Consider the following 12,252-nt stretch of genomic DNA (forward strand, 5'->3'; position numbering starts at 1 on the left):
AGGTAATTGGTAATTGGTAATTGGTAATTGGTACAGGACATTGTCTCTACAAATTATTTAGCTACAAGTTGAGATAGTGTTTGGAGAAGCTCATTATCTTTAAAGGGTTTAGAAAAATATGCCGAAGCTCCTAAACGCATTGCTAAATCACGATGTTTTGCCCCACTTCGAGAAGTGAGCATAATTACAGGAAGATCTTTACATTTTTCATCAGCACGGGATTGGACTAAGAAGCCAAACCCATCAAGTCTGGGCATTTCAATATCGCAAATGACTGCCCTGATTCTAGATCCTTGAGATAACATTTGCAGTTTCCGCAATTTTTCCATTGCTTCGTACCCATCTTTGGCTTGCTCGACACGATAGCCAGACTTTTCTAGAGTCATGGCTAAAAATCGCCGCACATTGATCGAATCATCAACTACGAGAACTGTCGTGCGCCGATCGCTTCTTTCTGAGGGTAAAGTAAGATTGGGATTTGGTGGTGCATCCGCATCGTCGATCGCCCAATCAAGAAGATTGTCAATGTCCACCAATGGCACAATTTTGCCACCACCAAGAATTGCGCAACCCATAAATCCATCAGGCATAGGAATTGTACTTTGCACACCACGAATAGTGACTTCCTGTTCACCCCAATAGCGATCGACTTGCAAACCAAAGGGAACATTGTCTTTTGCCACGATTAACATTAATGGCTCATCAACAATGGGTCGAGTTGCTGTCTCAATTTGAAATTGTGGACGTGAGAAGTGGAGATGCTCGCCTAATTTGAGTAAAGGGACAGAATAGCCTTCCCAATCTAATACTTCTTGATTGGCTACGGTATAAATAGCAGTATCACGAATCAGCAAAATTTCCTCAACCGCGCTGGTGAGGATTGCCATCTGCAACCCATTACTTTCAAATAGTAGGACACGAGCAATGGATAGTGATACAGGCACTGTCAGGACAAAAGTTGTACCTTTGCCAGCTTCAGTTTCAATCCGAACATTGCCCCCAATCATACTGAGATTTGATCGCACCACGTCCATACCTACGCCACGCCCTGATAGCTCCGTCACGCGATCGGCGGTACTAAATCCCGCTTCAAAGATTAACTCTAATAAAGCTTCTTCCTCAGAATTATCCAGATCACTTTCGCTTAGTCCCATTTGTAAGGCGCGATCGCGAAGTTTAGCAAAGTTAACGCCATTGCCATCATCGCTAACGGTAATCACAGTTTGGTTGCCACGATAACCTGCGGCAATTTCAATTTTTCCTTTGGGAGATTTACCTGCAGCGACACGAGCTTCAGGAGTTTCAATGCCATGATCAAAGGCATTACGAACTAGATGGAGAAGTGGATCTTCTAAGGCTTCTAAAACTGATCGCTCAACCAAAGTAGAACTGCCACGCACTACCAGTTCCACCTGTTTACCATAGTTGAGGGACAGATCTCTCAATAGGCGTGGAAATCTGCCTAAAATTTCACTGAGCATCCGCATTCTTGCTTGCTCGATCGCCGTTTGCATCTGCCGTGAGGCACGCCCTAGTTCCCGTTCCGTCCCTTCAGTTTCCGTTAAAGCAGTTTCCAAATCGCTGGAAACTTCCTGTAGCTGCACCACACTATCCATAATTTCCCGTGATAGTACATGCAATTCGCTATAGCGATCCATTTCTAGCAAGTCAAAGCGACTAGCATAGGGCAGAAATTCAGCATTATTTTGCGCGTCATTAGGTACATAATTGCTAGCAATATTACCTGTAATAGGAACATTAATCGCAGTACCTAAGGGAAGTAATGATTCCGATGATGTGACAACGCGATCATAGGCTTCTCGGAGTTGAGCATTAGATTGTTCTAATCCATGCATTCTTGTATTTAACAGCTGCACCAAATCTCGCATCCGTTTTAGTTGCAGACGCAAGCCACTACGTTCAGCATTCAACTCCCCAAAGCGATCGCTCAGTGCTTCTAAATGACGGTGAGGTATACGGATTGTGGCATCCAGATTGGTCGGAACATTAGGATTAGCCTCAGTGGGTGGAGAAACAGGAGTTGTTACATCTTGAATGTTTGCTAAATTAAGAGCATGATGATCGAGAACAAATACGTCATCTTCATGTCTTAGATCTGGAGTTGGCAAATTTATTGATAAGTCGGCAATGGGCGATTTAGTAGTGGGTTTAGCACTTTGAGGAAGAGTCGAAATCTCAAAGCTGGCTGGTAACGCATCAAATTGTCCAACTAATACAAGGGCTTGCGATCGCTTCCAAACTTCCAATGCAGATGTGGTGACGGTACGTAGATCGTTATCTTGATTCTCTAAGGCTTTACTGATACCTTCGCAAAGTTTAGTGAATGCTGGGAGTTCCAACATTTCACCAAGACAGCCAAATTCTTGACTTGTGAGTTCAAATTCTTCGCGAAGTACCTGCGATTTAGGATCGGCGAGTACATTGGTCAACCTCTCTAAACAGGCATCTACTTCTGTAGCAAACATGAGGACACGCATATCCTGTCCTGCTTCCTCAGATAGAAGATTAGCTTCATCCTGTGCCGACAAGTCCCCCAATATTTCATGCAAACGGTTGAACGGTGGCAGGATATGCAACTGTATCCATTCATCTCGCGGCGCTTTACGCTGTTTGTGAATAGTAGCAATTTTGCCCATGCCATCAATCACAGCCAGAAATAGACTTTCTACTTCATCAGCTATCTCTGTTTGATTATTTGCCTGTAGGATTTTAAAGAAATCTTCTAGGCGGTGGGCTAGATCACTTAGAGCATGAAAGCCCATCATTCCTGCTCCACCCTTCATTGAGTGAGCTGCTCGCAAAATCTTGTTAGTAGCTGATTTCTGTAAGCCGCGATCGCTTAAGCCCAATATCTCAGATTCAATATCTGCTAAAAAATCTCGAACTTCATCGAGAAATAGTAATCGAACTTCCCACTCGCGATCGCTTAAGGTATTAGTTAACATATCGACCTCTAAATAACTGTTGAATTGTGTTTTGAGTTTGTGCAAAGCACAAACTTAAAACACTAAGTAGCCTCAACCTTAAAGGTTTCGACAGAAGCCTGTAACTTACTAGCAACGTTAGCGGTTTCCTGTAGGGCGATCGAAACTTCCCGCGAAGTTTCAGAAGACTTTTGCGATTGCGTAGAAAGATTTTCCATAACCTGCTTCACTGATTGCGATGTTTGCACCTGCGAAATCGTCGCATTGGAAATACCTTGGAAGAGTTCATTTACCTTACGCGCTACTTCCACAATCTGACTTAAGCTCTTTCTCGCATCTTCAACCTTATTTGTACCTTCAACGACTTGTAAAGTACTAGCTTCCATCGATTCAACTACTTCACTGGTTTCCTGTTGAATACTTTCAACAATGCGTGCAATTTCTTTGGTTGCAGTTGCAGACTGAGCCGCCAATGCACCGACTTCTTCTGCAACTACCGCAAAGCCTCGACCTTCTTCACCTGCACGCGCCGCCTCAATACTAGCGTTAACTGCGAGCATGTTCGTTTTCAGTGCAATTTGGTCGATTAAAACGACTACTTTAGAAATCTGTTGCGATGCTTCACCGAGTCTCTTTACCTTTTTAGCAGTTTCCGCAACAGTTTGGCGTAGTTGCAAGATACTGACAGCGGATTGCTCGATCGCTTGACTACCACTTTCTGCTGTTGTCGCCGCGATGTTGGATGCATCAGCCGCTTGTCTCGCATTACTTGCCACCTGTTGAATTGAACTAGTCATTTGTTCTACAGATTGCAGCGCTGCATCGAGTTGTTCTGCTTGCAGGGTCGCATCTTCGGCTAGGGTGCGAATTGACTCATTGTTCGTATTTACCGATGTATTTACCTGTAAAGTTGCTTGTTTTACCTGTGTAACAACGTCCCGTAAGCTTTCTACAATCGCGTTAAAGAAGTCAGCAACGATCCCAATTTCACCAGCCGAGATTTGAGCACGAACAGTTAAGTCTCCACTTACCGCGCCTTCAACATCACTTAAGAGCGTGATTAACTCACGCTGAATTTCTTCACTTCGTTGACGTTCTTTCTCTGCTAGTTCTTCAGATTTCCGAGTTTGTTCTTCTTGCAGAGCGATGAAATCTTGCAACTGTCCTGCCATTAAGTTGATGTTACTACCCAACTGCGCCATTTCATCCTGACCTTGGACTGTGAGGCGAGTGTCGAGATTTCCTTTCCCTAGCTCAACCACGGCATCAGTTGCTTCGAGAATTGGGCGAGTAGCGCGACGAGATATTAATAGTGCTAATAGCGCTCCCAATATTGCGACAAATATAGTTGCTGTCGCCAAGATTACTAACAATTGCAATACAGGTTTGAGCGCGATATCACTGTCAATCGCAATTACCGCATCCCACTTGAGATCTGGTAGACCCTCTACCTTTGGTAAAGGTGCATATCCCACAAATTGTTCTTTATTAGAAATTAAGTCAATAGAAATTGCAGAACCAAATTCACGTTTACTAACGATCGGAGCCAGCGATGGGAAATCAGCTTTCAGTTCACGTCCAACTTGCTCTTTTTCGGCTGCCACGAAGAACTTACCATCGGATTCAGCTAAGTGATACTGTTCCCCCCCTTCGCCCAAGTCTTTGATCACCTCCTCCAGTGCTGATGCCTGCATTCTTGTCCGAATTACGGCAATAGTTTTTCCCGTGTTCGCATCTTTTACTGGTGCTGCAACAAAAATACTAACCTTCTTCGTGACAACGGAAGGTTCTGGCTGACTGATAAATGGTTTATCGGTTCTCAAAACTGTTTGAAAATATTCACGTTTGGAAATATTGGCTGGTGGTGGTTCAGGACTTGCATCAACCATCAAGCTACCATCTAGTCGATAGACTGCAATACTGTCATAAACGCCATATCCCCTGATATAGCTATCTAGAATAGCCTTCTGCTCAGTTATGGGAATAAGTTCTCGGACTTTAGAATTGGTTAAGAAAGATAGCTGAGCAAGGGCTTGAATGTCACCGTAGCGCTCTTTCATGAAATAGGCTACCCGATAGGCTAGTACGTTAGCATTTTCTGCTTCCTTCCGTTTCGTGGATTCGGTAATATTTTGTCCAACGTATAAGGCTGTAAAACCACTTAACGCGAGCAAAGGAACGGTAATCGCTGTAATTGCAACAAGTGTGGTTTTTGTCCTTAGACCTAGTGATTGCCACCATTTTTTGATAGGATTTTGCTTGATTGCAGGAGCTTTAGGTATCGAAACAGGTACATCACTGAGTAATGTCTCCAGATCTTCAGTTCCATTACTAGATGATTGGGTTACATGTTTAGCCTCAGGGCTATCAACACGAGAACGTGAATCAAGAACCATAGTTTAAAACTCCGTTTTTCAAGGAAAAATTTACAAGGAAAATGGGGACAGCTAGATGCTGAGCTTGTGACTAGCGATCGCTTGTGCATCTAATACATACAAATGCTTGTTACTGTCTTCGGGTTGCGACACCCAACCACGCAGAAATGGCACGGTTTCGATCGGTGTCTTTGTCTTCGGTAATTCCAGAGGTGAGACAATTTCTGTATCGTTAATACGGACTACACGCCCAATGCGATACACCCCTAATCCTAAAAATGCCCCACCAAATTGCAAGATCGCGATGTGAGTCTCGATCGCAGTGCCATCAAGGGGGGTAAAGCCTAGTAACTGAGGTAAGTCTAGTACCCAAAAAACGCTACTACGATGTTCTACCAAACCCATCAAACAAGGATGGACATTGGGCATCTGGGTAAATCGATCTGAGGCTAGCACTAAGGTTTCACGCACAGATTTTAATTGTACTGCCACTACAATCTCTGGACTCAACTGCAAACTGAGATAAGGCAATCCTGCGATCGCCTGCTCCTGTTGGTCATATAATTCGATGGTCAAGGTGTCCATCTCATCCTCCTACAGCCAGCGATCGCACTGCTTGGATAATATCCTCCTTGGTAAATGGTTTTGTAAGGTAGACATCCACACCTTGCTTCATTCCCCAAAGACGATCAAGTTCTTGATTTTTAGAAGTACAGGCAATTACAGGCACTTTTGTGGTAGCTAGCTTCTTGATCGCTCGACATAGCTCCAAACCACTCATGCCTGGCATCACTAAATCGGTAATTACCACATTCGGTTTAGTCTTCTCAAATTTCTCTAAACCTTCTGTCCCATTAGTAGCACTTACTACAGTATATCCCCCCTGTCGTAAGTACTCACAGATCAGCTCACGTTCAGATGTCGTATCTTCTACAACTAATACTGTAACCAAGATTTTTCTCCTTACTATGCTGATATATAAAGCTAATGGGATGAATTTTTGTCTCTAAAAATAATAGCTGTAATTTGCTATTACTACATTTGCTTAAGCCACAGAACGAATAGCTCGAAGAATATCCTCGCGAGAGAAAGGCTTAGTCAAATACACATCAATTCCTTGTTTCATTCCCCATAATTTATCAAGTTCTTGATTTTTAGAGGTGCAAGCAACAATTGGTACATCTTTAGTTTCGCTGTTTTTTTTCAAACTGCGGCATAGCTCTAAACCACTCATCCCTGGCATGACCAAATCTGTAATTACCACGTCAGGCTTTTTTCCCTCAATTTTTTTGAGAGCTTCTTGCCCATTATTAGCACTGATTACACTGTACCCACTTTCAATTAAATAGGTAACAATCAAGTCCTGCTCAGAAGCAGTATCTTCAACTACAAGAACCGTCGTCATAAAAGTCTCCAATTAGCTTTATTTTGGTTTTTATTTGGAATTTTGTTTGAGATTTTATTTTGGACATAAATAGAAATTTGTTAACCAGATTTCAATACAAGATAAAATCCTATTTTTGAATTCCACAATCCCTCCCAAAATACAAACATAGCATATAAGAGATAGGCAGGGCATGATGGAATAAGTTAACTCATGTAAAGATAGGTTTTAGGCTCACAAAAAATACTTGTATACTCACATATTTTTACATCAGATGTCGCATCATCATTTTTAGCAAATCAGCTTGAGCAAAGGGTTTAGTGAGATAGTCAGTAGCTCCTGCTATGCGTGCGCGTGCGCGATCAATTATCCCTTTATTGCCAGTCACCATCACAATTGGAATATCTTTTAAAATTGAAGATTTGCGAATTAAAGAACAAAGTTGATAGCCATCAACATTGGGCATCCCGATATCTAGCAAGATTAAATCAGGGCGAATCGAAGTGATTTTCATTAAGGCTTTCATAGAGTCTTGAATGAGTGTTACTTGAAAATCTTCACTTCCCAAGTAACTGCTAATAATACTCAGCATCGATTCACTATCATCTATACAGACAATTTTCCATGTTTTGACTGATTGACTGGCAAAAACCTGTGAAATACTAGAAATATCATCACTCGCGCCACCTTCGTCGGCAAATGTCTCTGAGAGTCTGTCAATGTTTTCGCGTTCCTCATCTGGAGCTAAATAGTAGGTGCGCGGCAACATATCAAACGGAGGTAATGGCTCTCTCAATAAAATTGAGCCATCGCCTATTAAGGGGCTGAGTTGTTTGGCGATCACCAAAGGATCTTTACCTAGTAATGATCCAAGCTGACAAAAGTTAAACCCACGAAGAATCCGCCCAAGTCTATGGACAGTTTCGGTGGACATTCGTTTTTTAGCCGATGTTTGGCTAACTAGGTATGGGCATTGATAGGGGGAACAAATTGTTGGTCCAAGGCTGTACCATGCTTGTAGTCTTTGCTCAACAACTCCTAAAATGCGATCGACAGCCAAACTGCAAAAGGTATCTTGTAATAGGTGTTCGTAATAGATCTTGTTAAACTGACCATCGGGCAAACAAAGAAAAGCTTCAATTACCTCTTGAATAACCCGAGCTACTAGCTTACTAGCCATAGAGCTAGGCAGATAGCGTTCACTAACCAACCAGAGAATGGCGTTATATTCAGTACAGAGAATTTCGCTAGTAACTTTGTACTTAGCATTGTCGGGGGTTGGATCATCAAACATCAGGCGCAGTTGCGATCGCAGTTTGTCATCTAATGCTGGTACTTCTCGGCTGAGGGCGCGTAAATGTCTTTCTAGCCTTTCAAAACTTTCTAGAGAATGAGAGGCATATACGAGTTTGCCGCCATTTATATAGAATGACCATCGGATGCGATCGCGCACAACATAGACGCATCCGTTCTTACTTAATTCCAGACTTTTTAAAAGTTCTTTAGCAGATTGTGTTTGATCTTTAGTCATATCAGTATCAGCACAAATCATGATTAGCTCCTATTACAAAACCCATCAATGCCATAATCTATCCTCCCCACATTTCGATAATATTCAATTTTGCAAACCACAGATTAGAGCAAATTTCTATAGTCTTTTTAGAATATATCGAATTTTAGTTTTATCTTTAGAATAAGTTACTGCTTTTACGAGATTTTATAAAATCTGGCGATTATCTAAAATTTAGAATTTAATTTCTAAAGTATATGTTCCCTATTAAAGCATTATTACCTTATTTATTAAGTATCCTACTAGATAATTTATCCTAAAAAATAGATATAATTTTCGCAATCAAATATTTTTTCTTAGATATAGTAAGCCTAAATAATTTGTGAAACTATATCCCTAAACCTCGAAATACTTTAGGTTTACTATGGAAAAACTATTTTCTTTCTTGAAAAATATAGATTTTTAAACTGTGTCGCTCTTTTTATCCAAGCTTTTACCCATTTTCTTTTATCCCCTTGGGCTATCTAGTCTCCTAATTGCGATCGCTTTAGTTAATTTGTTATGGAAATCTCGGCTATCCCGCAATGCTAGTCCTGCGAAAACATCATTCACACTCTTCAAAAAAAATCGAATTTCCTCAATTCTTTTAGCAATTGCGCTAATAGTTTTGTTGTTCAGTAGTAATGAGGTTTTTTCTAAGTTTCTAGTGCGATCGCTAGAATGGCGATATCTTCCCAATGGTGAATTGCCTCAAGCTGAGGCAATTGTGGTTTTAGGTGGTGGCACGCGCCCACGTATCTCACCGAGACCTTGGTATGAAGTCAATGAAGCTGGCGATCGCATTTTATATGGGTCATGGCTATATAAACAGGGCAAAGCACCTTTGTTGGTAGTGACGGGCGGTAGGGCTGAGTGGTATGGCGATGGGGGTAATCCTGAATCGGAAGATATGGCAGCGATCGCAGAGGTTATGGGTGTCCCCACTAGTGCAATTATCCAAGAATCGCAATCCTTTAATACCCGTGATAATGCGGTGAATACTAAGCACATCCTTGATCAACGAGACATTAATAAGGTCTTGCTCGTCACATCAGCTTTACATATGCCGCGATCGATGGAAATTTTTCGCAAGGTTGGCTTAGAGGTTATTCCTGCACCAACTGACTTTTTATCGGTAAATAATGAAAACAGTAAGGGTTTTGCAATAGTTTTAGATTTATTGCCTAGTGCTGAGGCTCTAAAAAATACAACTAATGCAATCAAAGAATATATTGGGCTATTTATTTATCAATTAGCAGGTTGGGCATAAAACCAAAAGTAGACGCGCTTTGCGCGGCTACTTTTGGTTTTATGCAAATTCGTGATCCCTAGGTACTTGTTTACATGATGGCTGTCTGATTAAATAAGCGCTAGTAATATTAAGAAATTTATAAATCTTTATGAGCAGGGGCAACGGAAAAAATAGCAGCAGCATGAACGTAATTTGGGTCGTGCTAGCATTGGCTGCCCTCGGTACTGGTATGGGCGCAGCGATCGCTTCACGGTTTGTCACCTATCGTACTTCCTCCAGCAGCGTAGAGACTCCTGACCTAAATCCCAATAATTCCGTTACCCAATCTAGAAATTCCCCATCATTCTGCCAATACAATGCGCTGGACTCGGTAACAGCTTCGCTATATCAGGTTAGAGCCATCAATGCGATCGCCAATGATCCATTACCGACCCTTTCAAATTTAAGTAATGTGATTAATGCGGATCTCGTTGCTAGTTTTAATCCTGCCCCATTTCCCCAAATTAGCGATCGGGCGCGTGCAGCTAAAGTCCCAATCATCATGTATCACGACATTACTGCCACCAAAGATGTGGAGTGGGATGTCACTCCAGATGATCTCGAAAAGCATTTTCAAGCGCTGCAAGATGGTGGATATACACCAATTACGATGGATCGTTTAGTCAGCCATTTGCGGACTGGCGCTCAATTGCCCGAAAAGCCTGTATTGCTGACCTTTGATGATAACTATATTGGTCAATACAAGTACGCTTTCCCCTTGCTCAAAAAATATAACTATCCTGCGGTATGGTCAGTACATACCCGCTTTGTGGGTACGGCTGGTCAAAAGCCCAAGGCAACATGGGATCAACTACGGGAAATGCAAAAAAGTGGTTTGATCACCATTGCTTCCCATACGGTGAATCATCTTAATATGAAGAACCTCAGCAATGCGGAATTGGAGCGTGAGGTACTAGAGTCGAAGAAAACTCTGGAAAAAGAATTGGGAATTACCATCGATTACTTTACCTATCCTGAAGGTGACTTTACGGAACGCGCTAAGGACAAGGTGAAGGATGCAGGTTACAAAGCGGCGCTGTCGATGAGTCTCGATCCGCGTCAAGAGCGCTCGGCTAATGAATCTGATGATTTACTTGCGATTATGCGTTTTGGACAGTCGCGCTTTAGCGATGTGATCGAGCAGGCTTCCAGTGGAACTTCCGCAAGTCAAGTTTCACTTTTGCCCACTGTCAGCAATGGTTCGATTAATTTCACCACCCCTGTAGAGAAGAAGAAGGTGACAGTTGATGGTTTATCGCTCACTTTGGTATATGGTGGTCGCGCCGTTACAGCCCATGCTGATAAACGCGCTCAGGTTGCCGAAATTTTAGCCATGACTCCCAATGCGATCGCGGCTGTTGACGGTGGCTTTTTCTCCTTAGAGCGTATTGATGGCAATACGATGATTGGACCTGTGATGAGTCAATTCTCTAGCAATGCAGGAGTTTTTAATGTCGGCAATAAAGGTGAGAATCCACTCCTCAACGGTCGTCCTCTAGTGTTGATTAGCCCCACCGCAATTAAATTTATTCCCTTTAATGCTGTCAAGCATAATTCTTTAGAAGCAGTCAAGGCGGAGTTACCTGATGTCACTGATGCATTTGTTGCCGCAGGTTGGCTCGTCCGTGATGGTAAACCTCAATCCGCCGAGTCCTTTGGAAAGCTCTATGGTTTTGATGCTAGTCGCGATCGCGCTTTCTGGGGAATTGATCGCTCTGGTAGACCCGTAATTGGTGTAACGATGGAAATGATCGATTCCGTTGGCTTAGGCAAGATCTTAGCAAAGGCTGGTTTGCAAGATGTCGTCATGCTTGATTCGGGAGCTAGTGCTGCCCTTGCCTATCGTGGTAAATCAGTGATGGCGTATGAGCCTCGCCCTGTTCCCCATATTGTCGCACTCCTGCCGCCCGATCCTGCCCCCGTAGAATCTGCTGAAAAGCCCAACTGCCCAGTTAGTCTTAATCGATTTTAGTCATGCATTCAGGCTTATAGCTCTCTATAAGTAAGTAAAAACTGTGGCTTACGCTATGCGTGAGCCACAGTTTTTTGGGTTTTAAATAACCAGTTAGTGTGTTACCAAGCAACGCGCTAACTGGTTATTTATGTGTAAATTACGATAGCTATGCGATACTCATGTAAGGGAAGCCAGAAATTTAGAGCAGTTTTGTGAACTGGCGATCGCTACTAGGGAGATTGCTAGGGATTTTGTATATAGCTACTTATTTTGAGTCTCCAGCACTTGGCGATCAATCAAGCTTTGGGTATTTGGTAAAAAGCCTTTAGGAGTAAAGATTTTCTGCCAAAAATATCATTTTTATTGCAGCAATTCACTCTCTCAGAACACAGAGGTTGAAACGATAGTATGGAAGATGGATTCTTCAAAACCAATCAAGAACTTCAGGCATCTGCTCTCAATATTGATCTTATCGATTGTAAGCGAGTGGAATGTTTGCATAAAGAACAAGAGGCGATATTAAGCAGTTTTTATAACTCATCTCCTTTCATGATGGGAGTAGTGGAACTTTCTGAGTGCGATATTCTGCATATTTCCGATAACATAACCACGGCAACATTTTTTCAGACTACACCAGAGGCAATGTCAGGGAAATGGGCTAGTGAGCTAGGTGTTCCTTCTGAATGTATCCAACTTTGGATGACTCACTACCACTTAGAAAGCATTTAAGAAAGCAAGGGCGCACTAAAAGAGG

9 protein-coding genes are annotated in these 12,252 nt (G+C 42.4%); 3 read left to right on the plus strand and 6 right to left on the minus strand.

Translation table 11 applies throughout. The features are described 5' to 3' along the window. Nucleotides 1-53 precede the first annotated feature (53 nt). From NMG48_RS09445 to NMG48_RS09470, 6 genes are all read right to left on the minus strand, one after another. A complete protein-coding gene (locus NMG48_RS09445; RefSeq protein ID WP_271254988.1) occupies nucleotides 54-2,966 on the minus strand; it encodes a hybrid sensor histidine kinase/response regulator in 2,913 nt (970 codons plus the stop codon). A gap of 62 nt (nucleotides 2,967-3,028) precedes the next feature. Next, nucleotides 3,029-5,341 carry a methyl-accepting chemotaxis protein gene (locus NMG48_RS09450; protein WP_271254989.1) on the minus strand — a complete coding sequence of 771 codons (2,313 nt, stop codon included), beginning with the start codon at nucleotides 5,339-5,341 and terminating at the stop codon, nucleotides 3,029-3,031. A gap of 51 nt (nucleotides 5,342-5,392) precedes the next feature. Beyond that, entirely contained in the window at nucleotides 5,393-5,896 is a 504-nt protein-coding gene (locus NMG48_RS09455) for a chemotaxis protein CheW (protein ID WP_271254990.1), read from the minus strand. A gap of 10 nt (nucleotides 5,897-5,906) precedes the next feature. Further along, nucleotides 5,907-6,272, minus strand: a complete 366-nt coding sequence (locus tag NMG48_RS09460) for a response regulator transcription factor (protein ID WP_271254991.1) — start codon at nucleotides 6,270-6,272, stop codon at nucleotides 5,907-5,909. Nucleotides 6,273-6,365: 93 nt separating this feature from the next. Then, nucleotides 6,366-6,725: a response regulator transcription factor gene (locus tag NMG48_RS09465; RefSeq protein WP_126384675.1), complete on the minus strand. Its 360-nt coding sequence runs from the start codon at nucleotides 6,723-6,725 to the stop codon at nucleotides 6,366-6,368. 244 nt (nucleotides 6,726-6,969) lie between these two features. Further along, entirely contained in the window at nucleotides 6,970-8,235 is a 1,266-nt protein-coding gene (locus NMG48_RS09470) for a response regulator (protein ID WP_271254992.1), read from the minus strand. 448 nt (nucleotides 8,236-8,683) lie between these two features. On the opposite strand from NMG48_RS09470, the gene NMG48_RS09475 reads away from it, so the two are divergent. From NMG48_RS09475 to NMG48_RS09485, 3 genes are all read left to right on the plus strand, one after another. Beyond that, a complete protein-coding gene (locus NMG48_RS09475) occupies nucleotides 8,684-9,523 on the plus strand; it encodes a YdcF family protein (RefSeq protein ID WP_271254993.1) in 840 nt (279 codons plus the stop codon). Between the two features lie 163 nt (nucleotides 9,524-9,686). Further along, the gene (locus NMG48_RS09480; protein ID WP_271254994.1) at nucleotides 9,687-11,516 is read left to right on the plus strand and encodes a polysaccharide deacetylase family protein; all 1,830 of its coding nucleotides are present in this window, start codon (nucleotides 9,687-9,689) and stop codon (nucleotides 11,514-11,516) included. A gap of 390 nt (nucleotides 11,517-11,906) precedes the next feature. Further along, a complete protein-coding gene (locus NMG48_RS09485; RefSeq protein WP_271254995.1) occupies nucleotides 11,907-12,227 on the plus strand; it encodes a hypothetical protein in 321 nt (106 codons plus the stop codon). The last annotated feature ends 25 nt before the right edge of the window (nucleotides 12,228-12,252 follow it).

The sequence above is a fragment of the Pseudanabaena sp. Chao 1811 genome (assembly GCF_027942295.1).
Lineage (GTDB): Bacteria > Cyanobacteriota > Cyanobacteriia > Pseudanabaenales > Pseudanabaenaceae > Pseudanabaena.

What these genes read in the sequence shown, in the direction of transcription:
- NMG48_RS09485 (WP_271254995.1), top strand. Translation starts at nt 11,907, where the DNA reads ATGGAAGATGGATTCTTCAAAACCAATCAAGAACTTCAGGCATCTGCT.
- NMG48_RS09445 (WP_271254988.1), bottom strand. Translation starts at nt 2,966, where the DNA reads ATGTTAACTAATACCTTAAGCGATCGCGAGTGGGAAGTTCGATTACTA.
- NMG48_RS09480 (WP_271254994.1), top strand. Translation starts at nt 9,687, where the DNA reads ATGAACGTAATTTGGGTCGTGCTAGCATTGGCTGCCCTCGGTACTGGT.
- NMG48_RS09470 (WP_271254992.1), bottom strand. Translation starts at nt 8,235, where the DNA reads ATGACTAAAGATCAAACACAATCTGCTAAAGAACTTTTAAAAAGTCTG.
- NMG48_RS09450 (WP_271254989.1), bottom strand. Translation starts at nt 5,341, where the DNA reads ATGGTTCTTGATTCACGTTCTCGTGTTGATAGCCCTGAGGCTAAACAT.
- NMG48_RS09465 (WP_126384675.1), bottom strand. Translation starts at nt 6,725, where the DNA reads ATGACGACGGTTCTTGTAGTTGAAGATACTGCTTCTGAGCAGGACTTG.